This is a genomic window from Rhodococcus sp. BP-349 (genome assembly GCF_019835845.1).
Lineage (GTDB): Bacteria > Actinomycetota > Actinomycetes > Mycobacteriales > Mycobacteriaceae > Rhodococcoides.
Genome location: NZ_JABUDR010000001.1, coordinates 478,511 through 502,504, shown reverse-complemented (window position 1 = coordinate 502,504; position 23,994 = coordinate 478,511). Strand labels below are relative to the sequence as shown.

Below are 23,994 nucleotides of genomic sequence, written 5' to 3'. Positions count from 1 at the left end.
GCGTTACAGCACCCCGAGGTTCTGCCCGCTCACCACACCCGTGTTGCTGATCGACAGTCGCCAGCTCTTTCCGTCCGGTGACTTGACGATGGGTCCGCCACCGGCGGAGACGAGCTTGCCGCGGCCGAGCACCGACCAGCCGTTCGGGAAGGTGCTGCCGGGGAAGTCGGCACCCTGACTGGTGATGAGGTTGATCGCGGTCCCCTCCGCGACGTACTGGGCGTTCACCCGGACGAGTTGGGGATTCGACTGCTGGTCCGCGTCGAAGACCACGTTCGCGAGGTACGGCTGTCGGCAGTGCTGCAGGTCGAGGCCGATCCCGCGGGCAGCGACCTTGCAGTTGACCATGCCGAACTGGGACGGTCCGCCCGTGCCGGCCCTGCCGATCGTGAGGGCCGTGGCCGCTCCCTCGAACCACACGTTGGTGAGCCACCAGTCGTTGGCGCGGCCGTCGACGACGAGGTGCGAGGTGGTGGTGTTCGGATTGATGTCGGACGTGAATTCGGTGTTGACCATCGACATTCCCGACGCGAAATTGTTGCCCGTCCCCAACAACCCGATCCAGTTCGTGGTGAACTTGCAGTTGGCGATGTACGACTGAATTGCCGTCGTCGACATCGCCGTTCCATAATTGTTGAAATCACAATTCATGAACGACGTTCCGCCCGTGTTGTTGATGAGCGAGACGCCTTTCTGCTGAAGGAACCTCGGGTAGCTCTGCGGCGTGTGGTTGCCGCGGAAGACGATCGAGTCGAACGAGCAGCGGAAGCACCCGTCGAGCTGCACGGCCAACGACGACGGATCCAACGAGAAGATGCCCAGGTTCTTCAGCGCTACCCGCTGGCGACCCGTGAGCGTGAGCAACGTTCCGGAGCTGGTGTGGACGATCGTGGTCAGATCGGCGCCGGCACCGAACACGGTGGCGTAGTTGGCGAACTGCGGCAGCGACCGCACCCGGAACATGCCCGGAGGGAAGTACAGCGGTCGGTTCTGTTGCTGCGCTGCGGTATACGCGGCGGCGACAGCGGCGGTGTCGTCGGTGACGTTGTCGCCCTTCGCGTTGTACGGCGCCGCCTTGACGTTGACCCACCCGAGCAGAGCCCCGGGGTCGGTCTCGCCCGCCGCCAGGGTCACGGCGACGGGGTCGTCCGCCTGCGCGAGGATGCTGCTCGCGGCGAGCGTGGTGCCCACTCCGGCCGCCAGTCCTCCCATGAGCAGTGCACGACGATCGAGCCGCGAGCCCGAAGGACCTCTGTCGTTCATGGTCTACCCCTTCGCCATCGTGGTCGGCGCACCTCCAGCCCCCGCTCTGCGCCTGTCCATACACAAGCAAAGAAATGCACATTCGCGGCGCGACGCGCCGTCGACCGCGACCCGCTTCACGCGTCGACGAGAAAAAGACCGACCGCGGCTGTCGAGTCGACTCCCGTTCACTGTCGGGCATCTTGTTTCGCGCCCGCCCACCAAGACAAAGGCAGGAAGTGTGTCGGCCGTCACGCCGCGCCGAGCACCCACCGCGGGCGGGACCACACCTGCCAGTACTCCGTCGTGTGGAACCCCAGTGACGCGTAGAGGGGCACCCCGGCCGGGGAGGCGAGGCACAGATCCTTCGACGGGCCGTGCACACCGGTCTCGACGTGTTTGCCGCCCGCGATGAGGCGTGCTGCATGTCCGGCTCGTCGATGGTCGGGATGCGTGGCCAGCGCCCACCCCGTGACGGTGTCCCCGGCGCGGCACGACAGAAGGCAGGAGACGAGGACGTCGTCGACGAAGAGGCCGAACGCCATCGCGTCCGGACGACGCAGCGTCTCCGCGGTGTAGACGGCGGCGGCGAGCTCGGGGCCCACCCCGAACGCGAGCGACGCGACCTCCTGGCAGGCGGGCAGGTCGTTCTCTGTGATCTCGCGCACGCCGTCCACCGGCCGGGACCCGCCGGTGGGCCGGTGCATGAACGGCATCGCCTGCAGGCTCACCCAGCCCGCGTCGGCCAGGGTCTGCGCACCCGACAGGCCGGCGCCGGCCAACATCACCAGAGCCGGTCGGCGGAGCGCGGTGACCGACTCGAGCACTCGTCCGACCTGCTCAGCGGCGTCCCCTCCGTGCACCAGGGCGAGGTTGTAGTCGGGGCGAGCCAGCCCGCTGAAGGCCGTCCATCCCGACTCCGTCGCCTCGAAGGTGTGGTCGGCCCACGAACGGGTCGTCTGTCCGAACGACTGCCTGAGCAGCTCCATCTCACGTTCCGACGACCGTCCGATCGACATCTCGCTCACCTCGTCACCAAAACCTTCCTGCGGTACGGAAACTTCTCATATACACTTCTCACAGACTGTTGCGGCGTCCACAAGAGCCGACGCGGTCGAGTTCTTCCATGTAAGTCGACGATGCATTCGCCGCGGGGCGCGATATGAGCGTGACTGTCTGTCTGAACCGTAGGCAAGGAGTAAACCCTCGTGACGCACCCGTCACCAACCCGGGACACCATCGTCCGTAGCTCACTGCACCGAGCCGGTCGGCTACCCGTCGATCCGTGGACGCTGGGCGACGACGAGAACCTGTTCGATGCCGGCCTGAGTTCGCACGCCAGTGTGGCCGTGCTGGTGGATCTGGAGGAATCGGCCCAGGTCGAGTTCCCCGATCATCTTCTGCGTCGTTCCACGTTCTCGACGATCGCCACCCTTCGTGACGCGCTGGACCATGTGACCGACACCTCTGCCGCCGCACAGCCGGAGGCGAGCCGATGACCACCTCGCACCCCGACACCTCGCCGCTCGATCTTCGCGGCGGAAAGCACCGTGGCGAGAAGCTGCGCGGGGCGGATTCGCCCGACCTGGAGCCGGAGAACCTGCTCCCCCGCTTCGCCCGGCACGCCGAGGCCGTGCAGTACGCACAGGCCGCGCAGGAGGCAACGGCCACCGAGGTCGCCCCGCCCATCCCGCTTCGTCCCAACATCCCGGATCCGCGCAGTCGCCTGTCGCGCTGGCCGGCTCTGCACCTCAGTGCGGTCCTCGGCATCGTCCTGGAGTCGATGTTCGTCTCGATCGCGGTGCTCCTCGCCCCGCTCGACGGCCATCCCGTCGTGGTGGCCCTGCTGATCATCACGTTCGCGGTGGTGCCGCAACGTCGTCGCCAGCGCCTGACTCTGTCGATGCTGGACGATCTGCCGCTGATGGCCGCCATCGTGCTGCTGGTCTCCACGAGTGCCATCGTCATCGTGGCACCGTCCACCACCCTGCTCACCGCAGCGCTCGTCTCCCTGTCCGTCCTGGCAGCCACCATGATCGGCCGAGAGGCGTCGTACTTCGTCGCCCGCCGATTGCGTCGCCGGGCCCGTTTCCAGCGCCGCACAGTGGTGATCGGCAGCGGGCTGGTGGCCACACAGCTGGTCGAGAGCATGCAGTCCTACCCGGAGCACGGTCTCGAGCCGCACGCGTTGCTGGACGATTCACCGATGCCGCGGAGCGTGGCCAGCCACATCCCCGTCGAGCCGCTGGCGAACCAGCTGCGCACCTACATCGACCTGCACCAGATCGACACCATCGTCATCGCGTTCTCGGCGATGCGGGAATCGGCTCTGCTGACGCTGCTGCGGGAATGCGACCGGATGGACTGCGAGATCTTCGTGGTGCCGCGTCTGTTCGAGTTCGTCAGTGTCACCGGTGAGATGGACCGACTGCACGCCATTCCACTGGTGCGTATCCGGCGCGACGCGCACCGGTCGCTCGCGTGGCGCATCAAGCGCATCCTGAGCAGCATCCTCGCGGGTATGGCCCTGTTCGTGTTGTCCCCGCTCCTGCTCGCCATCGCGGCGGCCGTGCGGTTGTCCGATCGGAGCGCGCCCGTACTGTTCAAGCAGCTGCGCGTCACCGGCAACGGTCAACTGTTCAACTGCCTCAAGTTCCGGTCGATGAAGCCCGCATCGCGCAGCGAGTCGGACACGACGTGGAGCATCTCCCAGGACGACCGTGTCGGGCGGCTGGGGCGCTTCCTGCGCAAGACGTCCCTGGACGAGTTGCCGCAACTGTGGAACATCATGGTGGGTGACATGGACCTGGTGGGCCCGCGCCCCGAGCGACCGCACTTCGTCGACAAGTTCACCACCGAGATCCCCGGCTACTCCGCGCGTCACCGCGTTCCCGGCGGACTCACGGGATGGGCTGCCGTGCACGGACTCCGAGGCGACACCTCCCTCCAGGACCGCGCCCTCTACGACAACTTCTACATCGAGAACTGGAGCCTCTGGCTCGATGTCAAGATCCTGCTCCGCACGGTCCTGTCCGTACTGCGGCGGACCGGTGGCTGAGACCCGTGACCTTCCGCCGCCTTCTGGTGGCGTGCTCGGTTCTGCTCGTGGCCGTCGTGGCCGCGGGATGGCCCGTGTACGTACACCCTCAGACAGACCCACTCCGACCAGCCGACGCCGTCGTGGTGCTCGGAGGAAAGCCTTACGGGCGCTTCCACTACGGCATCGACATCGCCGAGCAGGGGTACGCACCCGAAGTGGTGCTCTCCAACTCGGTGGGCCCGGACGACGTGCGTATGCAGCAGATCTGCAACGGCACCTACACCGTGAAGGTGTCCTGCTTCCTCCCGGATCCGTACTCCACGAAGGGCGAGGCGGAGGAGATCGAGCGTCGCGCCGCCGCGGAGAACTGGAAACACATCATCGTGGTGACCTACACGCCGCACCTGTCTCGGTCGCGCTACATCGTCCAGCAGTGCTTCGACGGCGAGGTCACCATGTCTCCCAACCCCACTCAGGAGGGGATCGGAGAGTGGATCGGCAGCTACATCTATCAGACTGCCGGCTACATCAAAGCTGCACTCGACAGCGAGTGCTCGTGACCGTGGCCTGACGGCCCGGACACGCGACGAACACGAACGCCGTAGTGCGGCATCGCTGCGATGCGATGCCGTCGGGGGCTACGGCGCTCGTGTTCGATGATCACACGACGATGATCACACGACCATGATCAGACGACGACGATCATCTGGGACATCGATGATCTGTGAAGCGGGACCACGACTCTCGGCGTGACCGGCGGAATCAGAACCCGGGGATCAGACCCGGCGGAATCTGAATTCCGGGCGGCAGCTGTACACCGGGAAGACCCGGGATGGTCGGCGGGGCGGGCGCGGGAGCCACGTAGGGATCCTCGGCCGCCGGGGCGGGCGCCTCCACCGGAGCGGGAGCCACCGACGGCACCGTCGTGGTCGTCGGCGGCGGCGTGGTGGTGGTGGTCGTCCGGGTAGTGGTCGACGTCGTCGTGGACGGTGTGTCCGAGCTCGACGTACCGGCCTGGTCCGCCGGCGGGACGTCCGCGGTGGACTGCGACGGTGTGGCGCCGTATCCGAGCGCCAGTCCGACGGCAGCCATCACCGCGAGACCGACGGCCGCGATGAGCGGTAGCCGCGGGCGCGACGAACGCTGTTCCGGCGCTGCGGAACCGGATCCGGACAGCCACGACGGGGTCTCCGCCGCGCGGGGGTCCGCCACTTCCGGGCGAAGGTCCGAGTCGCGGACCGAGTGGTCGATGTCGCGGGCGGAGTGCTCGCGGCTCTCGACGTCGCTGTATGCCATGGTCTCTGCCGAGGGTGCGCTGAGCGCCTTCTCCGGTGCCGGCGCGTCCTGCGTGCGCGGCTCGACGGGCCCGGCGACCACGGGAGCGGACACCGACGGTGCCGCGACGGTCGGAGCGGAGACGACGGGAGCGGCCGCACGCGGAGCCGCCATCGGGACGGGACCGGAGTGCGACTGCCCGTCCACGGGGGTCGCGGAGAGTGCTGCACCCTTCGCGGCGACCAGCTCCGGCTCGGCGGGCGTGATCGTGGGCAACCCGACCCAGCCGGCGAGCGTCGCACGGACCAGGGGGATGCGAGATCCGCCGCCGATCATGACGAGAGCCTCGACGGGTCGGCCCGCGCGTGCGATGACGTCGCGGGTGAGCCGCGCCGACTGTTCGATGGGAACGGCGACCATCGACTCGAACGCCTCGCGGGACAGGAGGATGAGGCCACCGATCCCCGGCAGGCACACGGCACCGCTCGAGGAGAGCTGCTCCTTGGCCACCCGGCACCGGAGCTCGAACTCGCGCCCGTCCACGTCGTCCAGACCGCTCTGCTGGCGGCCGATCTGGTTGTCGCGGATGGTGGCGTCGAACATGTTGCCGCTGACCGCGAAGCTGCGTTCGGAGGCGAGCACCTCACCGTTGTCGAGGTCGACGACGGTGATGCTGAGGCCGGAGCTGCCCAGGTCGTACAACCCGACGACGTGGAGCCCGTCGAGGTCGCCGGTGGACCGCAGGAACCGCACGGCTGCATGCACCTCGGGAACGAGGCGGTAGTTGACGATGTGCTGGCGCGCCATGGCCCGCGCGACGGCGCCGGCCTGCGCGTCGTCCCGGTAGGCGACGCCGGTCGCGGAGATCGACTCGGGATCGGCAGGGTCGGCCAGGATGACTCCGATGGACTCGGCCGCGAGCTGCTCGGCCTGGTCGAACGTCGTGTCGATGGCTCGGTGCCGGAACGCTGCTTCGACGCCGGCGCGCAGACCCTGAACGGGCCTGGCCAGGCGCACAGCACTGGTGCCCACCGACACTCCCAGTACTGTCATGAGCCGCCTTGTCCGGACCGATGTGCGGCGCGACGAATTCGACGCGCGCGTGCAATCACAGAGTGTAACCAGGCGGCCCCATCGCCGTCACATCGGCCGTTATCGGTACCCAAACGGGGCACGCGTCCGCTTCCGCCCGGAAGCGTCAGGCGTAGGGCATCCGGGCCGTCTCCGGATCACCGAACGTGACCGCCCGTTCCCGCCGAGTGCCCGACGCGAGGGTCGCGGCCCAGTTGATCAAGGTGCCGGCGCGGTTGCGTCGACCCGAGAGGAACGCGATGTGGATCGCGCCCCACGCCGCCCACCCGGCGAAGCCCGAGAGCTGGATCGGGCCGGCCTGCAGCAGCGCGTGCCGACGAGCGATGTAGGCCGCGCTGCCGAGATCGTGGTACTTGAACGGCGACGACGCACGCGTCCCGTTCTCGATGGTCTTCGCGATCATCGCGCCCGCGTGGCGGCCACCCTGCATGGCCACCTCCGCGACTCCGGGCAGATTGTTCAGAGCGGCCACGTCGCCGACGACGTAGACGCCGGGGTGCCCGGCGACGGAGAGATCGTTCTCCACGGGGATGCGTCCGCCGCGTGCCTGTGTGACTCCGAGAGCCGACGCCAGGGTGCCGGCGAACGGCACCGCCTCGACGCCCGCTGTCCACAGCACGGTGTGGGTGTCGTACATCGTCTTCCGCTCGTCCGACTTGCGGGTGACCTCGATGCGGTCGGCTGTCACGTCGGTCACGTGGACCCCGAGGTGGGTCTCCACCCCGATGTGATCGAGAGTCTTCTGGGCCTTCGCCGACAGCTTCGCGTCGAACGACTCGAGGACGCGGTCACCGCCGTGGAACAAGAGCACGCGCGCCTCGCTCGGGTCGATCGAGCGGAACTCGTGCTCGAGCGCCCCGACGGCGAGTTCGCGGATCTGTCCGGCGATCTCCACGCCGGTCGGCCCACCGCCGGACACGGCGAACGTGAGCCAGGGCCGACGCTCCTCGGGGGTGGGCAGAGATTCAGCCATCTCGAACGCGCTGATGAGCTTGCGGCGGATCGCGAGCGCGTCGTCCACGGTCTTCATACCGGGCGCGTACTTCGCGAACTCCTCGTTGCCGTGATAGCTCTGCCGCATCCCGGCGGCGACGACGAGGTAGTCGAAAGGCAGCTCGAACGTCGACCCGTCGATACGCGACGCGGTGAGCCGGCGCTTCTCGAGATCGATGCCCGACGCCTCCCCGAGCGCGACGTGCGTGTTCTTCTGCCGACGCAGGAGGTGCCGCAGCGGCGAGGTGATGGATCCCTCGGAGAGCAGCCCGGTCGCGCACTGGTACAGCAGTGGTTGGAAGACGTGCGAGGTGCCGCGGTCGATCACGGTCACGTCGCCGTCGATGTGGCGTAGTCGCCGGGCGGCGTACAGCCCACCGAATCCACCGCCGACGACGACGACGCTCGGGCGCTGTCGTGAGAGTTCATCAGCCATGTCGGAAATCCTGCCACGCGAGGCGGCGACGCTGTAACGAAGCGGGGCGTCGTCACGAACCTGTGGGTAGGTTTACCTTTTCGCCATTCTTCCCAGCCGAGAGTTGCCAGTCGATGTTCCATGTTGTGGGTGAGTGGTGGAGTCGGCCGTTCGACTACTCCGCCATGCCCGGCTACATGGCGCAGCGCGGACTGCAACGGCCGTACCGCCGCATGATGGCCGCCGTCGTGCTCATGGTGGTGCTCGCCGGCTCCCTGCTGCTGTTCACCAGCGGGGCACCCACCTCACCTCTGGCGCGCGCCGTGTTCGGCACCTGTCTGGCCGCGGGCGCCGTGTCGGCGTTGCCGTGGATCCGCGGGACGTGGCCGTCACGTCGGGGATCGCTTCTCTTCCTGTTCGGCGACGACGTGGCGCTCGTGGTGGGGCTGGCCATGCTGGCCGACGTGCAGGCCTCGTTCACCGTGTCCGTGGTGTTCGCTCTGCTCGGCATCTACTGCGGCTACTTCCACTCGATCCGCACGTTGATCGCACACATCGCGCTGACGGTGGCCGTGTCCCTGTACTTCTTCGTCTCGGCCGCGACCGATGGTGACAGCGACGTGGCGTACCTGTCCGTTCTGCTCGTCGTGCAACTGGCCCTCTTCCTTCTCGCGCCGCTGCTCTCGCAGATCCCGCTCTCCTACCTGCGTGACGACGCGTACCGATCGGGCACCGATCCGCTGACAGGCGCACTGAACCGCCGTGGACTCGGCGGGGTGGTACACGCGCCGCTCCTGGCGACCGTGGGCGACCACGAGGTGGTGGCGGTGATGGTCATCGACCTCGACAGGTTCAAATCCGTCAACGATCGCGTGGGCCACGACGGCGGCGACGAGGTGTTGCGGCGGGTCTCCGAACGGCTGCAGAATCGCTCGTCGGCCTGGGCCTACGTCGCCCGACTCGGCGGTGAGGAGTTCTGCGTCGTCGGGATCGTGCCCCGGTCCGAGCTGCGGGACCGCCTCGATCACGTGCACGCCTCCGTGCGCTGCGACGCCGACCCGGTGCCGGTCACGGCGAGCGCCGGCGTGGCGTGGATCCCGGGTGGCCGGTGGACCCGCGACGCGGACGAGGTGCAGCTCCTGATCCGCCGCGCCGACCGTCTGATGTACGAGGCGAAGCGCGCGGGAGGGGACCGCCTGCGGTTCGACGACCAGGCGTACACCACGACGGACAACGCGCGCACCTGACACCGGGGCGCACCTACACTCCGCTCATGCATGTCCTCTACGTCTGTACTGGCAACATCTGCCGGTCGCCCACCGCAGAACGATTGACCGCGGCGTTCGCCCGCGATCTGAGCCTGGACGTGACGACGGACAGCGCCGGCACGCGCGCAGTGGTCGGACATCCGATGCAGGCAGACGCCGCTCGCCTACTCGAGTCCCTGGGCGGTGATCCGACCGGGTTCGTCGCGCGACGGCTCACCCCGACCATCGCGTCCGGCGCGGATCTGGTGCTGACGATGACCGCGCGGCACCGGGACGAGGTGCTGACGGTGGCTCCCCGCAACCTCCGACGCACCTTCACGCTGACCGAGGCCGCGGAGTTCGCGCGTCGCACCGGCGTCGTCGACGCTGCCGCCTGGATCGCCGAGCGCGCAGCGAACCCGGTGACGCACCTCGACATCATGGATCCGATCGGCCGGTCGACGGACGTGTACGAGTGGGTGGGCGAGGCGATCTCGGAGGCACTCGGTCCGCTGTTCGAGATCTGGGGCGCACGCTGATCGCTGTTCGGACTGCTGCCCACCCCCTCCCCGGCTACGGTGTGAACCGGCCCCCACCACGGGCGGAAACGGAGCACGGAGAACATGCGTGAGAGAGCTGCTGTCGCCGTCGTGATGGGCATCGCCGCGGCCGCCCTGGCCGGCGGGCTCACCGTTGCCGCCGCCGGCGGAGTGTTCGACGCCGACGTTCGCCGAGTCTCTCCCCCACCCATCGACGGCACGGTCGCGGTCGTGGGCAGCCTGACCTACGCCCCCACCATCGAGGTGCCGCCGTCCCCGACGTGGCAGATCGCGCCCGTCACCACACCCCGGCCGACCACGACCGCTCCCCCCACCACCACGACCGCTCGTGTCACCACCAGAGCCACCACCACCGACGACGAGCCGACCACGACGCGGCGTACGCGCACATCGACGACGACCACCGACTCGGACGAGCCCGAGAACTGACGGGCACGGCACGGTCGGTCATGCGGTGTCGCAGGGACCTTCCACCACCGCTTTCACGAAACCCGCTGTCTGATACGCGTACGTGAACGCCCAGTCCACCATCGAGAAGTCGTACGCGCGAGGGACTGCCCGGGTGATGACTCGCCCGCTGAAACACTGGCCGAAGATGTACCTCGCTCGTGGCAGGTGATAGCGCCAGCTGATCACCATGACGGTCTCCCAGCCGTGCTCCGCTGCCAGCTCCTGCGTGAAGAGTGCCTCGCCCCGTGTGGTGCTGGGCGTCGGCCGAGCGCACATCACCACGAAGGATTCTCGCGGCGAGTTGCACATGTGCCTCATGACGACATCGTCCGGGCGATAGGGGTCGGACAGGACCACCACGTCGGCGAGACCGGATTCCGCGAGGTCGATCCCGTACTGTTCGCGCCCGTCGTGTTCGCCACCGAGGACGATGATCGCGTCGACTCGGGCCAGAGGGTCCTCGCTCGCCCGGGTGTACACCAGATACCCGGCGATCGCAGACGCGGCCGACACCATCACGGCACCGACCACGACCCACACCGCAGCACGTACCGAGGTGCGCTTACGACGGTCGGAACCTCTCACGTCGGTCGAGTCGGACCACGCCCACGCAGCAGTGCACTTCGGCGGCTCGTGTCAGGCGATGCCCGCATGGTCGACCTGCTGGGAACCGGTTCTTCCGGAGCAACGCTCCTGGAGTGTCTCTGCGTCCGGGGTCGATCGGGCGCGCTCGCCCCGCGCGCTCGCGAGGCCTCGTCGTTCGCGGTGACCGGCGACGCGGGATGTGGCGTCACGACGAACGACGTCTGGTGTGCCGCTCCAGGTTCGGGGTCGTAGTAGTGCCGGTACTCGGAGTCCTGACGACCACGCACCGGAACCATCGTGAGGACGGTACCCAGCGCCGGGGCTCCGACTCTCGCGAGAGATGCCAGACCGCGCTGCACTTCGTCGACCCGTGTCTTCCCGTGACGAACGACGACCAGTGCCCCGTCCGCCAGTACCGAAGCGACGGCCGCATCCGTCACGGGAAGAAGAGGAGGAGCATCCACGATGACGTAGTCGTACATGTCCTTCAACGTGCGGAGAGTCGCACGGAACGTCTCGGACCCCAGCAGCTCGGACGGGTTCGGCGGCAGCGGACCGGACGCCATCACGTCCACTCCCTCGAAGCTGGTGGCCTGCAACACCTCCGAGATGTCTGCTCGACCGGCCAGGACCGTGCTCAGACCCACCGACTCGACCAGTCCGAGGTACTTGACGACCCGAGGTCGACGCAGATCCGCCTCGACCAGCACCACTCGGTGACCCGCCTCCGCGAGTGCGAGCGAGAGGTTGACCGCCGTCGTCGTCTTCCCTTCGGACGGGACCGTCGACGTGATGACCAGCGCACGGGGCGTGGTGTCCACTGCGAGGAACTGCAGATTGGTTCGAACCTCACGGAGCGACTCGGTCCACGCCGCCGACGGATGCACACCGGAACGCGCCACGTTCTCTCCGACGGACGCGTCGAACGGCACAGCGCCGATGACCGGTACCCCCGTCACCTCGCCGAGGCGGTCCCTCGTCTTCACGGTTCTGTCCAGGCGCTCACGGACGACAGCGAGCACCAGTCCCAGGAGCAGGCCCAGCCCGACCCCGAGACCGATGATCGGGACGATGCGTGGCGACACCGGGGTCTCCGGCACACTCGCGGGCTCCACCACCCTGACCTGCGCGATCGGCGTTCCCCCGCCCGGAGGTGTCTCCAGCTCGTCGACGAAACCGACGAAGGCCTGCGCGAGAGCATTCGCGTGTCGTGCAGCACGCCCGGCATCGGTGTCCGACACGCACGCCGCCACGAGAACGGTGTCGGGCGACGACGACGTCCGCACGTTCGAGGCCAGGTCGCGGGGAGCCATCGGGTCGCCGGACGCCTCGAGCGCGCGTCGAGCGACCGCTTCGCCGCGGAGCAGTTCGGCGTAGGAACTCACTCGCTGTTGAGACGCGAGATTGCCTTGGTATGCCTCGGCCACCGAGGACGCCGAGGATTCCGTCGACACGTACAGCGTCGTGCATGCCTCGTATGTCGGCTCGGTCGACACCACGTACACCACGGCGGCAACCGTGCCCGACACCAGCGCGATCAGGATCACCAGCCACCGGGACCTGATGATCCTCAGGTACTCGGAGATATCCACGTCGACTCCTAGCAGGTACGGCTGCCGTGGGGCAGCGGTCGCTACGAGCGACACTGCTCGACCTTAGCCGCGACTCGCGTTCTCTTCCTGTCGGTTACGACCCGGCGCCGGTCCGGTCTGTGGCAATCTTCTCTCGGTGACCAAGCTCGACCGCACCGACGCTCGCCTGCTGCTCGCGCTCTGCGACATCCCTCGCGCCACCGGGGTGCATCTCGCCTCGGTTCTCGGACTGGCTCGAAACACCGTTCAGGCCAGGCTCTCTCGTTGGGACGAATCACATACCCTCGCGCCGATGGACCGCCTCGTCTCTCCTCGGGACCTGGGGTATCCCCTCCGCGCCTACGTGGGGGCAGTGACTGATCAGCATCGGCTCGAGGCAGTCATCGACCGTCTGCGAGGCATAGCCGAGGTGACCGAGGTGGTCGGCGTCTCGGGCGGAGCGGATCTGCAGATCGGTGTCTCGGCTGCGGACGCCGATGATCTGTATCGCGTGGCCGGGCTCATCCTCGCGGTCCCCGGAGTCGAACGCACGACGGTCTCCGTGGTGATGCGCGAAGCGATTCCCTATCGCACCCGGCCCCTGATCGAGAGACTTGCGCGCGAGAACGACAATTCCTGATCCGCCTCCTGTGACGTGCGCGCAAAACAAGGGCCGGGCCCACCGGAAGCGCGCAACCGCCCCTCCACGCAGGTTCCACGCTGATACCGTCCGACGGGTGATACGCCCAGGTTCCGGCGGCCGCAGTCGTGGTCGGTCCCGGGCACCCTTGACCGACGTCGTGCGTCGCCGTATCGCTGTCCTGATTCCGACGTTCGCCATCCCCGGCATCCTCACGATGTTCAGCGAGGCCGGCCCGGCCGCCGGCGCTCCGCGTATCGCGGCCATCGCCGTCCTGCTGTCCACTCTTCCCGTGGCCGCAGTGGTCGCCACCGCCCGCAAATCGTTCACGTGGTGGCGCCGGGCCCGCACCCAGCGCGCGGTCGCTCTGGCCTTCACCGTCTACGCCGACGTGGGCACGTCGATCTTCCTTCTGCTGTGCAGCAGTCACGCTCTGGGTCTCGCCGGGTGCGCCCTGTTCGCGGTCGTCAGCTCCTACGTCGCCTTCTTCGGCGGGCGGACGACGGTAGTGGTGCACCTGGTGCTGACCACCGTCGTGATCGCCTGGATGACCGCCCTGGTACTGCGCGAGCAACCCATCGGGGCCATGGCGACCATCGCGGCGGCCACCAGCATCTGGCTGGCCGTGAATGCGACCATGTCCATCGTCAGCACCACCTCGATGTCGCTGCACCGGCACCTCGAGCGACAGATCGACAGCGCGCGGACCGACCCCCTGACGGGACTGCTCAACCTCCGCGGCCTCGAGGTGCAGGCGAAGCGGCAGCTCCGCGAACCATCACGGGTCGGGTTCCTGCTGGTCGATCTCGACCACTTCAAGTGGGTCAACGATCATCACGGCCACATCGCCGGTGACGGCGTGCTCGCGCTGGCCGCGCAGCGCCTGCGAGATCACCTGGGTGATCGGGCGGTGGTGGCCCGACGCGGCGGCGAGGAGTTCTTGGTGGTGCTCGACGCGCAGTCCAGCGGACTGCACGCTCTCGCCGAGTCGATCCGCCTCGCACTGTCCGACACTGCCGACCTCATTCCGGTGACGGTCAGCATCGGGGTCTCCTGCCTCGACACCACGCGCATGACGGCGGCCCCCATCGCCTCGACGATCAACCACGGCATGCATCTCGCGGACATCGCCATGTACCGAGCGAAGGCCGCGGGCCGCAACACCGTGGTGGTCTACGCGGACTGACGTCCGCACCGGTTTGCCGTCCGCCCCCTCGGGTAGCTCGCACACGAGCCATCACCAGGGCGTAGTTCAGGAGTCGAACCGCCGGGGCGGCACCGGGCTTGTCGGCAGGTGGATCAGCTCCGACGATCCGATGTCCGCCGGCGCGACGTTCTGCGCGGCGATGATCGCGGCGGCATGCTCGCTGTCCGTGGTGCCGTGCGCCCGCGCCAGGCGGGACAGCCGAGTGCGTGCCGCCGCCGTGGAGTCGTCGAAGAACTCGGCCAGCACACCGGTCGCCCCCGAGATGGTGGCGGCGCCGCTGAGCACCGTCTGCACGGCAGCCGACGCGTCGACGCGGCGCATCTCCGACGCTCCGGTGGTGAGAGCCAGCGCCGTCAGGTCGGCGAGCATCTGTCCCACCTCGTCAGGACGCTGCCCTCCCCACGGCTCGGCGGTGTAGACGGCGAGCGCGCCGAGTCCGACGCCCAGCGCGACGACCGGATACGCCCGCACTGCGCCCACGCCGCTCTCCTCGGCCAGTGCGCGGTACTGCTCCCAGCGGCTGCTTCCCGCCGCCGAGGCGTCGCCGATCATGGCCACGGCCGATTCCTGTGCACTGGTGCGGACGGGGCCGGACGTGAACAGCCGCTCGTCGGCGGCCGCGCTGCCGACAGTGGCGGTGGCCACGGCGTGCAGGGCATCGCCGTCCAGCAGGGAGATGACGGCGATGTGTGCGTCGAAGCCGGTGCGCGCTGTGGTCGCGATGCGCTCGAGGAGGGCGGGCAGGTCGAAGCGAGTGACCAGCGTGGCGGTGATGTCGGCGAGGGCGAGCCGAGTGGGCGTCGTGTTCACCGGGGACCTCCGTTGTCTCGTTCGTCTCTCATGCTGATACGACGGGCCACGACGTCGGCGGCGACTTCGGTGACGCTGCGCCCCCGCGCGAAGGCGTGCGCGCGCAGACGATCCATCGCCACATCGGTGGTCACGGCCAGTTGCACCGCGATCATGCCCGCCGCCACGTAGACGTCGGCGCGGCTGTACGGTCCGGCGCCCTCGATGGCGGCGACATCCTCCGATGCCGGCGCATCCTCCGGGGTCGCCGCCGTGTCGTCGGTGCCGTCCGGGTTCACGTAGTGCCCGAGCACCGTACGCGCGATGGCCACGGCGCACATGCGCGCCGCGTCGTGCTCGACGTCGGTCAGATCCACGGGCGTCGAGCGGTAGAGCTCCAGGACCCCGAACGACGAGGCGCCACCCAGCAGCGGATAGGCATACATCCCGCGAGCTCCCAGAGTGGCCGCGCCCTGCCCGAAGATGGGCCAGCGGGCCGCGGAATCGGGCGAGCGAATGTCGCCCACGCGCACCGGTTCCGCCGTGCGGTGCGCGTCCAGACACGGACCCTCGCCGACGGTGAACTGCAGTTCGTCGAGCTGCTGCGAGAGCGAGTCGGTGGCGAAGACGAGCTCACGCACATCGTGCGAGGTACCGAGAAGCGCGACCGCGGCACCGTCCACACCCGTCAGCCGGACCGACGTCTCGGTGACGTATCGGATGCCGGTGAACGACGAGTCGTTGTCACGAGAGGAACCACGACGTTCGTCGTCGCGGGTGGGGTCGTCGGGCACGGAATCCACGAGCGAACCTCCTCAGGACGCACTGTGCGCCTCGACACCCAGTGTCCCACGCGACGTGTGCAGGACGCGGAATGCGCCTCCTACTTTCCTGTCCCGCTGCGCAGCAGCTACTTGCCTATCCCGCTGCGCAGAAGCTTCCAGGGCACGGCCGCGGACTCGAGCTGCACCGCGAGGCTCATCTTGGAGGTGCCGTCGACGCGCTCCTCGAAGCGGATGGGCACTTCGGCGATGCGGAGACCGTGCTTGACGACGCGGTAGTTCATCTCCACCTGGAAGGCGTAGCCGTTGCTGCCGACGGACGCGACGTCGATGGTGCGGAGTGTCGACGCGCGCCACGCCTTGAAGCCGGCCGTCGCGTCCTTGACCTTCAGCCGCAGGATGCCGTTGACGTAGAGGTTGGCCCACTTCGACAGCGCCTTGCGGTGCCACGGCCAGTCCTCGGCCACCGCGCCGCCGGAGACGTAGCGTGATCCGAGCACCACGGCGGCGTCCGACTCCTGGAGACGCTGCACCATGCGCGGGACGGCCTCGCACGGGTGCGAGAGATCCGCGTCCATCTGCACGACGATGTCGGCCCCCTCCTCCAACGCGCGCAGGATGCCCGCCACGTAGGCGCGGCCCAGCCCGTCCTTGGTGGTGCGATGCAGAACACTCACCGGGATGGCGGCGGAGGTGGTGAGCTCGTCCGCCACGTCGCCCGTCCCGTCCGGCGATCCGTCGTCGACCACGAGGACGCCGAGGTTCTTCATCTGCAGGTCGGTGAGCATTCCGACCAGCTTGGGAAGATTCTCGCGCTCGTTGTACGTGGGTACGACGACGGTGATGCGGGGCTCAGCGGAGGCTTCGGACACTGTGGAATGGTGATGGATCGGCCCGAAGATCGCAAGAACCGGACATACCGCGTCGCTCAGCGGTGCGGGGCCATGGCCAGCAGCCCCGCCGAGACCGCCGACGCGGCGACGCACCACACCATGACGGGCGGTGCGCCGGCCAGCATCAGTCCCACCGTCGTCGCCAGGAGAAGAACGGCGAGGGCGGCTGCGGTGCGAGCATCGAGTCGCCTGGTCATCGTCGGCGTACCCCCGTATGTCCACGCGTGATCTGATCGGGGTCGGCCACCGCACGACCCGTGACCACTCGGTCCTCGCACGACGTCTCTCCCCCACCGACCTCACCGACGAAGCCCCCGACCGCTGCACCGACCGCGACACCGAGTGGTCCTCCCGCCGCACCCAGCATGCCGCCCACACTCGCGCCGCTCAGCGCACCGGACAGCATCCCCGACGAGCATTCGTCCACGACGACCTCCAGCGACTCGGCGACACCGCGCACCGGGTCCGGCACCTCGGCAGCCTCGGCGGTCCCCGCCCCTGCCACCACGAGCACCCCACCGGTGACCACTCCCATGACCCACTGACCGAACCTCACGTCTCCCCCGTCCTGTGGCGACCCCGTGCCGCTCACCTGGTCCAGAGAAGCAGCCCGACTGCAGCGACACCATGACGTGGACGCACCACTTGTGTTGCCCTACATGGCCGCACGCTCGACTGCGGCGGGGGAGCGCAGCCAGGTGGGCAGTCCAGCGAAGGACGTCGATGAGTCGCATCGCATCCCACGGCGCGAAGCCCGTCGCGTCGTTGTCGAAGTGGCCGTACACGTCTCGCCACGCGGTACGCCACTCCACGAGCGTTCGGCCCGCGTGCGTGCATGTAGGCAGTTCGAACACATGGTCGATTCTTGTCGGTGGGCCGAGGTACCGTGAGGCATGTTTTCGGGGGGAAACGCGGGGAATGGTCGTCGTGACGACGGCTCCCTCGGCGACCCCGTTCTCGCTCAGCTCGTCGCCACGCAGGAAGAGCTGACGCGGCGCATCGCGGCCTACGACACTCAGCACCTCGGGACCGCGGACCGTCTCGCCCTTCTGGTGCGGGACGAGAAGGTGACGCGGTCGCGGCAGGCGCAGGCGCACGTGTGGCTGGCCGAGCTCGTCCAGCAGCGCGGCTTCGAGGAGACCGGAGCGCACAACGCCGGTGCACTGGCTCAACTCCTCACCATCGACCCCGCAGCCGCCGTCGCTCGTCTGTCCGTGGCCGCCCAGCTCGGCAACAGGACCACCCTGCTCGGCGACGTCATGAAACCCGAGCTGCCCGCCACCGCCGCGGCGCTGCGCGAGGGTGCCATCGACCCGGCGCACGTGACGGTCATCCGGACGTTCGACAAGAACCTCCCCGCCGCCGTGGATGCCGACACCCGCGCCCACGCGGAGCGCCACCTGGCCGACGCGGCGCGCGAGGTGCGTCCCGCGGAGCTCACCGCGCTCGCCGAGCGCATCACCGCGCACATCGTCGAGGAAGGGGAGTTCGAGCTCCCGCCGGAGCGCGTCCGCAAGCGCGGCATCTTCATGGGCAAGCAGGACAGCGACGGCATGCTCAGCGGCAGGTTCGTGCTCGATCCCGAGACCGCGGCGTACGTCGACGCCTACAACAGCACGTACGCGGCGCCCGGAGTGGGCAATCCCGAGGACACACGCGCGCCCGTCATCGCAGTCGAACCGGACGACGAGACGCGCGGACGCGACACCCGGACCACACCGCAACGCAGACACGATGCCCTGAAGCTACTGCTGCGCGACACACTGTCCTCCGACGATCTCGGCAAGCACCGTGGTGTGCCGGTCAAGGTCATCATCGTCGCCCGGCTCGAGGATCTGATCCGGGGCACCGGGCTGGCCACCACCGCAACAGGTTCCACCATGCCGATCCGCGACGTCATCCGCATGGGATCGCACGCCGACCACTACCTCGCAGTCTTCGGCGACGACGACGGCAGACCACTGCACTTCGGCCGCACCCGCCGCATCGCCAGTGAGGACCAGCGCCTCGTCCTCATGGCCACAGACCGCGGATGCACAGCACCGGGATGCGATCGCCCCGCCGTCGCCACGCAGGCGCACCACATCCACGAGTGGCAGGACGGCGGGCCCACAGACATCGAGTCGCTCACCTTCGTGTGCGACATGCACCACCCGATGGTCCATGACGGGGCACTCGGATGGTCCACCAGCACAGCGCCACCAGGCCATCCTTACGCCGGGCGCACTCTGTGGCACCCGCCTGCCCTCATCGACCCGTCGAGGGCGGGCCGAGTGAACCACTACCACCACCCACAGGACTGTCTGTGGGAGGACGACGAGCCGGCGGCCTGAGTCATCTCGATGAGCCGCAACGCATCCCACGGCGCGTAGCCCTTGGCGTCGTTGTCGAAGTAGACGTACACGTCTCGCTTCGCGGCTCGCCACTCACCGATGCGCTCGGCCCACCGGCCGAGCGCCTCGTCGGAGTACCCACTCGCGTAGAGCTCCGTGTCGCCGTGCAACCGGACGTAGACCACGTCGCTGGTCACCTCGGTGAGCATCGGGAATTTCCCGGCATAGTAGGCAACGACGCACCCGATGCCCTGTGCCCGCATCAGCTCGTACGCCTCCGCTGAGTCGAAGCTCGGATGCCGCACCTCGAGACAGTGTCGCAGCGGCCGGTCCTCGTCGACGTCCAGGAACACGCGGTCGTCGGCGAGCTTGTCGTCGTGCTTCTCCCCCAGCCGAGCGGCCTCCGTTGTCGACCGCGGCAGCAGCGCGAAGAAGTCCGCCATCCTCGTGGCGTCGAAACGGAACGTGGCCGGCAGCTGCCACAGGATCGGGCCGAGCCGCGGGCCCAACGCCAGAACACCCGACGCGAAGAAGTTGCCCAGCGCGGCGTCCACCCCGGCCAGCTTCTTCATGTGCGTGACGAAGCGCGGCCCCTTCACCGCGAACACGAAGCCCTCGGGTGTCTCTGCGCGCCAACGCTGGTAACTCGACGGCCGCTGCAGGGAGTAGAACGAGCCGTTGATCTCGATGGAGGTCAAGGCCCGCGAGGCGTACTCCAGCTCGCGCCGCTGCGCCAGCCCCGCGGGATAGAAGTCGCCCCGCCAACCCGCATACCGCCAGCCGGAGATGCCGATGCGCAGTTCCATCGACTACCTCCGTCCTCTCGGCCTTTGTCAGCAGATACCCGCACGCCGGGCTGTGACACATGGGGCCTGGTGCGATCACGGTCGCGGTGGCCAGGCGGCCCAGCCGTCAGGCAGTGCACGGAGAATGGGATCCGCAGCGTCGAGACGCGCTGCGGGCACACCCGCGGAGGGGGATCCGCCCGAGTTTCGGCCGTTGGGATAGGTGAATGCGTACTCGCTCGACGGCTGCTGCCCGTGTCCGACACGTTCTCGGTAGTTGCCGGTGACCACTGCGAAGACCTGCCGCTCGAATCTGTCTGCTTCTGTCTGCCACGTCGAGTCGCACGCGTCGCACCCGCAGCTCGGGAAGGAGAAGTCGTGCAGCAGACCTGCATGCATGCCGATGCCGGGGTAGGACGTGAAGATCAGTGTCAGTGTCGCGCAGTCGGAATCGCTCGGTCGGATTCGAACAGCACGAGTCGTGTCGCGATGCGGGCGAACCAACTCCGCAATGGCCTCAGGACCCTCGTCGATCTCGACGTCGTAGGTTTCGCGTATGTGCTCGATGAGGGCATCGGCAACGGCATGAAGGGGTGCATAGCGTTCGGGGTGTTCGGTCACGGAATAGGCACTCTCCGGCGGAGAGTCGGCCCACAGATTCCCGTACTCGATGACCCGACCGTCGGAGTCGCGGAACACCGGTTCCTCGATCGTGGGGCGTACGTACGAACTCACGTCAGTCATCCTCTCTCGCTGCGAGCAGTCCTATCGGTGCTACCGCCCGGTCGGTGCGGGGATCGCGCCATACTGCTTCCCCGTCGACGACCGTCGGCCACAGCAGACGCTTCTCCTCGACGGGCCACTCGACCCACGGCGGGTACCCCGCGAGTTCGGTCTGCACGATGTCAGCGATGACCACGGTCGCCTCCGCGAGGGACAGATCCATGTGCAGGTCAACTGTGTACCGCGCGATACCGAGCGTCCTCTCGTCGACGTTGCTCGCCTTCATTCGTGGGAGAGGGCCGCTTGAGTTCACGCCGAGTCCGACGACACCCGTCTCGTGGAGCGAGAGGGTCCACCGAAGTCGGTCGAGGTCCAGGTGCGCACCCGACCGGCGCCAGTGCAGGTCCGACCCCACCGCGACACACGCGTCGACCATCTGGGTGGGCGCACCCATTCCGGAGTCGGGGAGCAGCGGAAACGTCCATTCGTCGACGTATCCGAGATCGGGGCCCCACATCGGTCCAGTGTGGCAAGCATTCCGGTGCTCGAGAAACTGTTTTTCATGGTGCCGTCGACACCGTACGTTTCGGTGCATGGACGAGGTCGTGACCCGACGGAAGAACCAGCCACCGCCCCGTCATGTGGTCTTCGACGATCTCGTGCACCCGGGTCGCGACACCATACGACCGTGGTTGCACCTGCTCGACGACGAGTCACTTCCGCGCGTCATCGAGTCCGAGCCGCCGTCATTGGTCGTGTGGTCGTCGCTCTGGCCGGCGAGACCCGATGCTCTCATTCGATTCGACCTGGCCGACGATGGCGCTGGGACGAACCTCCGGTGGACCTTGCTTCTCGACCCACCGCGCCCGGACGACGACGCCGTTCGTGGCTTGCGCAAGCGCATCGACAGGCTGATCAATGGCAACCTCCGATTTACCTACGGGCAGTGACCGACCCAAGCAGTGGACGGGAGCGTGCGAGCCACCATGACGCCAGGAATCAGGGGCCGTCCAGCACCCGCTCGAGTGGCACGTTCGGGATCGTGATCCCCCGCGACGCGCCCAGGCCCGTGATCTGCAGCCAGATGGTGTCGGCGAGGAAGGCGGCGAACGTGTCCAGATCGACCGAATCTTCCTGTGCGCGCCACGTTCTCACGGCGCCGACGCAGCCGGAGATGAGGCTCGACACCCACGGTCCGACCAGGCGCAGGTCGTCGTCGCCCAGATGGGCGTCGACGAGGGCGAGGAAACCGCCGACGGCCACCTCGATCTTCTCGGCCACGCGGGCGATGGTGCTCTGCAGCGGCGACTCCGACGAGCCGGTGACGTTCTGCTCGATGACGTACGTCCAGGTCGGGTGGGCCACGACCCAGCGCACGTACGAGTCGACCACCCGTTGCACGACCGAGCGCGGCAGACCCTCGAGTGTCACCGACGCCGTCAGGGTGTGTTCCAGGTGCTCGCAGATCGTGCGCTGAATGGCGACGTCGAGGTCGGCTCGGTCGGCGAAGTAGCGGTAGATGCCGGTGCGATGAATGCGCGCCTCGTCGGCGATCTGCTGCGCCGTGACCCACTCACCTGCCTGCACGCCCCGCTCGAGCACGTCGAGGGCAGCGGCGATCACCTGACGGCGGCGGTCGGCGTTGTGCTGATCCCACCGTCGCCTCCGGCCGTCACCGGAGGTGGTGCGCTCGGTGCTCATCGCACCGAAGCATCTCACGTACGCAGTAGTCTCCGCGGCGCCCTGACCGTCACACGTGCCGCGACGGCCTCCTGGTCGAGCCGATCGACGATCTTCACGCGCGGCCGACCGTTCCGTCGACCGAGGGCGAGCTCCTCCGCATCCAGGCGACGCCATGCCGCCAGGTCACCCGCCCGCGGGATCGCCGCTGCGATCAACTCGTCGGGCGTGTGGTGCGGCTCGGTGATGTCTGAGTCCAGGTGGTCGAGCACTGCCTCCACCGTCTCCTGCGCGCAGGTCTTGTTGGTGCCGATGAAGCCGCGCGGTCCGCGCTTGATCCACCCGACGACGAACACACCCGGCGCCACCCGCCCACGATCATTGGGCACGGTGCCCGTGCGCTCGTCGAACGGGAGCCCGGGCAGACCGACGCCGCGGAAGCCGACCGACCGCACCACCAGGCCGGCGTCCAGGACGTACTCGTCGGACGTCGGAACGGCGACGACGGCACCGTCAGCACCCTCCACGAGATCGTTTCGAGCGACTCGAACGCCGGTCACCCGGCCGTCCTTGCCCATAATCTCCACCGGCGACACCGCGAACGTGAGCACGATGCGGCGACGCGTGGGATCCGTCGAGTGCGGTCGAGCAGCCAGCTCCGCGAGCAGGCGACTGCGCTGGTCGTCACCCTGCAGCTGCGCCGGATCGGCCTCGACGACGACGTCGACATCGGTGAGTGCTGCGAGACCGATCAGTTCGGGCACGGTGAAGGCCGCGTCGGCCGGTCCGCGTCGGCCGAGGATCTGCACCTCGCGGATCCGCGAATTCCTGAGCTGGTCGAGAGCGTGCGGCGCGATATCCGTTCTCTCCGAAAGCCAATCGGTGTCGCGGGTGAGCATGCGCGCGACGTCGAGGGCCACGTTCCCGTTGCCGACCACCACGGCGCGGTCGTGATCGAGCGTGACGGCGGCGTCCCGATGGTCGGGATGGCCGTTGTACCACCCGACGACGTCGGTCGCGGCGACCGAACTCGTCAGGCTTTCCCCCGGGATGCCGAGCGCGCGATCGGACGAAGCGCCGACGGCGAACACCACCGCGTGGTATACCGATTGCAGTTGCGCCACAGTGACAGTGGTGCCCACCTCGGCGCCCAGCACGTAACGAAAGCCGCGCTCGTTCTCGATCGCCTCGAAGAGGTCGGTGACTTTCTTTGTGGTCGCGTGGTCGGGCGCCACGCCGTGCCGCACCAGGCCGTGCGGAGTCTGCAGCTTGTCGTAGACGTCGACCGACGCCACCTCGGGATGCTTGAGCAGCTCGTCCGCGGTGTACAGCCCGGCCGGACCGGCACCGATCACCGCGACGCGGAACGGGCCGCCGCGGCGCAGACGTCGTTGGGGCGCAACGAGAGCCAGCGGCGTGCGATCGGCGTGCGGCATCCTCTCGAAGTACTCGGCGTTCAGGGCCGCGTAGGGAGCCGTGGCGATGGTCAGCTTCGTGTCGGGAACGATTGCGCCCACCGGGCACGCCGTCACACAGGCACTGCATCCCACACACGTGGCCGGGTCGATGAACAGCATGTCGGTGGTGCCGAATCCGGGCTCGCCCGGCGCGGGGTGGATGCAGTTGACCGGGCACGCGAGGACGCAGGACGCGTCGGCGCAGCACGTCCCGGTGACGACGTGGGGCATCGAC

The 23,994-nt window shown here is 68.2% G+C and carries 26 protein-coding genes; 10 read left to right on the top strand and 16 right to left on the bottom strand.

Features of this window, described 5'->3' with window-relative positions; genetic code table 11:
* Positions 1-3: 3 nt before the first annotated feature.
* Together HQ325_RS02440 and HQ325_RS02435 are read right to left on the bottom strand one after the other, a co-directional pair.
* Positions 4-1,263, bottom strand: coding sequence for a glycosyl hydrolase family 28-related protein (locus HQ325_RS02440; protein ID WP_261777626.1), 1,260 nt, complete (start codon positions 1,261-1,263; stop codon positions 4-6).
* A gap of 230 nt (positions 1,264-1,493) precedes the next feature.
* Positions 1,494-2,270 carry a GNAT family N-acetyltransferase gene (locus HQ325_RS02435; protein WP_222626558.1) on the bottom strand — a complete coding sequence of 259 codons (777 nt, stop codon included), beginning with the start codon at positions 2,268-2,270 and terminating at the stop codon, positions 1,494-1,496.
* Positions 2,271-2,450: 180 nt separating this feature from the next.
* Here HQ325_RS02435 and HQ325_RS02430 point away from each other — a divergent pair, with 180 nt between their 5' ends.
* From HQ325_RS02430 to HQ325_RS02420, 3 genes are read left to right on the top strand one after another with little or no spacing between them, the layout of a single operon-like run.
* Positions 2,451-2,741: a phosphopantetheine-binding protein gene (locus HQ325_RS02430; protein ID WP_308014225.1), complete on the top strand. Its 291-nt coding sequence runs from the start codon at positions 2,451-2,453 to the stop codon at positions 2,739-2,741.
* Positions 2,738-4,300 carry a sugar transferase gene (locus tag HQ325_RS02425; protein WP_222626557.1) on the top strand — a complete coding sequence of 521 codons (1,563 nt, stop codon included), beginning with the start codon at positions 2,738-2,740 and terminating at the stop codon, positions 4,298-4,300. Before HQ325_RS02430 ends, HQ325_RS02425 begins: the two co-directional genes overlap by 4 nt.
* Before the next feature lie 5 nt (positions 4,301-4,305).
* Positions 4,306-4,842, top strand: coding sequence for a YdcF family protein (locus tag HQ325_RS02420; protein WP_308014224.1), 537 nt, complete (start codon positions 4,306-4,308; stop codon positions 4,840-4,842).
* 202 nt (positions 4,843-5,044) lie between these two features.
* Here the strand turns inward: HQ325_RS02420 and HQ325_RS02415 are convergent, their stop codons facing one another.
* Together HQ325_RS02415 and HQ325_RS02410 are read right to left on the bottom strand one after the other, a co-directional pair.
* The gene (locus HQ325_RS02415; RefSeq protein WP_222626556.1) at positions 5,045-6,610 is read right to left on the bottom strand and encodes an Hsp70 family protein; all 1,566 of its coding nucleotides are present in this window, start codon (positions 6,608-6,610) and stop codon (positions 5,045-5,047) included.
* A gap of 145 nt (positions 6,611-6,755) precedes the next feature.
* Positions 6,756-8,078 carry an NAD(P)/FAD-dependent oxidoreductase gene (locus HQ325_RS02410; protein ID WP_222626555.1) on the bottom strand — a complete coding sequence of 441 codons (1,323 nt, stop codon included), beginning with the start codon at positions 8,076-8,078 and terminating at the stop codon, positions 6,756-6,758.
* A gap of 113 nt (positions 8,079-8,191) precedes the next feature.
* On the opposite strand from HQ325_RS02410, the gene HQ325_RS02405 reads away from it, so the two are divergent.
* From HQ325_RS02405 to HQ325_RS02395, 3 genes are all read left to right on the top strand, one after another.
* Positions 8,192-9,304, top strand: a complete 1,113-nt coding sequence (locus HQ325_RS02405) for a GGDEF domain-containing protein (RefSeq protein ID WP_222626554.1) — start codon at positions 8,192-8,194, stop codon at positions 9,302-9,304.
* A 26-nt stretch (positions 9,305-9,330) separates the two neighbouring features.
* Complete coding sequence (locus HQ325_RS02400; RefSeq protein WP_222626553.1) at positions 9,331-9,843, top strand: low molecular weight phosphatase family protein; 513 nt, start codon at positions 9,331-9,333, stop codon at positions 9,841-9,843.
* Positions 9,844-9,927: 84 nt separating this feature from the next.
* Positions 9,928-10,293, top strand: coding sequence for a hypothetical protein (locus HQ325_RS02395; RefSeq protein ID WP_222626552.1), 366 nt, complete (start codon positions 9,928-9,930; stop codon positions 10,291-10,293).
* Positions 10,294-10,311: 18 nt separating this feature from the next.
* Here HQ325_RS02395 and HQ325_RS02390 read toward each other — a convergent pair whose 3' ends face one another.
* Both HQ325_RS02390 and HQ325_RS02385 read right to left on the bottom strand, forming a co-directional pair.
* The gene (locus tag HQ325_RS02390; protein WP_308014223.1) at positions 10,312-10,899 is read right to left on the bottom strand and encodes a YdcF family protein; all 588 of its coding nucleotides are present in this window, start codon (positions 10,897-10,899) and stop codon (positions 10,312-10,314) included.
* On the bottom strand, positions 10,896-12,545 hold the full coding sequence (locus HQ325_RS02385; RefSeq protein ID WP_222626551.1) for a polysaccharide biosynthesis tyrosine autokinase: 1,650 nt from the start codon (positions 12,543-12,545) through the stop codon (positions 10,896-10,898). The genes HQ325_RS02390 and HQ325_RS02385 overlap by 4 nt, the downstream gene beginning before the upstream one ends.
* A gap of 82 nt (positions 12,546-12,627) precedes the next feature.
* On the opposite strand from HQ325_RS02385, the gene HQ325_RS02380 reads away from it, so the two are divergent.
* On the top strand, positions 12,628-13,110 hold the full coding sequence (locus tag HQ325_RS02380) for an Lrp/AsnC family transcriptional regulator (RefSeq protein WP_222626550.1): 483 nt from the start codon (positions 12,628-12,630) through the stop codon (positions 13,108-13,110).
* A 148-nt stretch (positions 13,111-13,258) separates the two neighbouring features.
* Positions 13,259-14,296, top strand: a complete 1,038-nt coding sequence (locus HQ325_RS02375; RefSeq protein WP_222626549.1) for a diguanylate cyclase — start codon at positions 13,259-13,261, stop codon at positions 14,294-14,296.
* Between the two features lie 66 nt (positions 14,297-14,362).
* On the opposite strand, the gene HQ325_RS02370 is transcribed toward HQ325_RS02375, so the two are convergent.
* From HQ325_RS02370 to HQ325_RS02350, 5 genes are all read right to left on the bottom strand, one after another.
* Complete coding sequence (locus tag HQ325_RS02370; RefSeq protein WP_222626548.1) at positions 14,363-15,127, bottom strand: GAF domain-containing protein; 765 nt, start codon at positions 15,125-15,127, stop codon at positions 14,363-14,365.
* Positions 15,124-15,909, bottom strand: a complete 786-nt coding sequence (locus HQ325_RS02365; protein WP_222626547.1) for a GAF and ANTAR domain-containing protein — start codon at positions 15,907-15,909, stop codon at positions 15,124-15,126. Before HQ325_RS02365 ends, HQ325_RS02370 begins: the two co-directional genes overlap by 4 nt.
* A gap of 107 nt (positions 15,910-16,016) precedes the next feature.
* Positions 16,017-16,760, bottom strand: coding sequence for a polyprenol monophosphomannose synthase (locus HQ325_RS02360; RefSeq protein WP_222626546.1), 744 nt, complete (start codon positions 16,758-16,760; stop codon positions 16,017-16,019).
* 56 nt (positions 16,761-16,816) lie between these two features.
* Positions 16,817-16,978, bottom strand: a complete 162-nt coding sequence (locus HQ325_RS02355) for a hypothetical protein (RefSeq protein WP_222626545.1) — start codon at positions 16,976-16,978, stop codon at positions 16,817-16,819.
* Entirely contained in the window at positions 16,975-17,337 is a 363-nt protein-coding gene (locus HQ325_RS02350; RefSeq protein ID WP_222626544.1) for a hypothetical protein, read from the bottom strand. The genes HQ325_RS02355 and HQ325_RS02350 overlap by 4 nt, the downstream gene beginning before the upstream one ends.
* A gap of 337 nt (positions 17,338-17,674) precedes the next feature.
* Here HQ325_RS02350 and HQ325_RS02345 point away from each other — a divergent pair, with 337 nt between their 5' ends.
* Positions 17,675-19,114 carry an HNH endonuclease signature motif containing protein gene (locus HQ325_RS02345; protein ID WP_222626543.1) on the top strand — a complete coding sequence of 480 codons (1,440 nt, stop codon included), beginning with the start codon at positions 17,675-17,677 and terminating at the stop codon, positions 19,112-19,114.
* Here HQ325_RS02345 and HQ325_RS02340 read toward each other — a convergent pair.
* The 3 genes from HQ325_RS02340 to HQ325_RS02330 all read right to left on the bottom strand — a co-directional run bounded on the left by HQ325_RS02340 (position 19,063) and on the right by HQ325_RS02330 (position 21,139).
* Complete coding sequence (locus HQ325_RS02340) at positions 19,063-19,920, bottom strand: DUF72 domain-containing protein (protein ID WP_222626542.1); 858 nt, start codon at positions 19,918-19,920, stop codon at positions 19,063-19,065. The two genes, HQ325_RS02345 and HQ325_RS02340, sit on opposite strands and share 52 nt — an antisense overlap.
* A 75-nt stretch (positions 19,921-19,995) precedes the next feature.
* Positions 19,996-20,634 (bottom strand): DUF6226 family protein, encoded by a 639-nt coding sequence (locus HQ325_RS02335; RefSeq protein WP_222626541.1) that lies wholly within the window; start codon positions 20,632-20,634, stop codon positions 19,996-19,998.
* A gap of 1 nt (position 20,635) precedes the next feature.
* Positions 20,636-21,139 (bottom strand): hypothetical protein, encoded by a 504-nt coding sequence (locus HQ325_RS02330; protein ID WP_222626540.1) that lies wholly within the window; start codon positions 21,137-21,139, stop codon positions 20,636-20,638.
* Positions 21,140-21,215: 76 nt separating this feature from the next.
* On the opposite strand from HQ325_RS02330, the gene HQ325_RS02325 reads away from it, so the two are divergent.
* Positions 21,216-21,572 (top strand): SRPBCC domain-containing protein, encoded by a 357-nt coding sequence (locus HQ325_RS02325; RefSeq protein WP_222626539.1) that lies wholly within the window; start codon positions 21,216-21,218, stop codon positions 21,570-21,572.
* A gap of 49 nt (positions 21,573-21,621) precedes the next feature.
* On the opposite strand, the gene HQ325_RS02320 is transcribed toward HQ325_RS02325, so the two are convergent.
* On the bottom strand, positions 21,622-22,323 hold the full coding sequence (locus HQ325_RS02320) for a TetR/AcrR family transcriptional regulator (protein WP_222626538.1): 702 nt from the start codon (positions 22,321-22,323) through the stop codon (positions 21,622-21,624).
* A 14-nt stretch (positions 22,324-22,337) separates the two neighbouring features.
* The gene (locus HQ325_RS02315) at positions 22,338-23,990 is read right to left on the bottom strand and encodes an FAD-dependent oxidoreductase (RefSeq protein ID WP_222626537.1); all 1,653 of its coding nucleotides are present in this window, start codon (positions 23,988-23,990) and stop codon (positions 22,338-22,340) included.
* Positions 23,991-23,994: the final 4 nt, after the last annotated feature.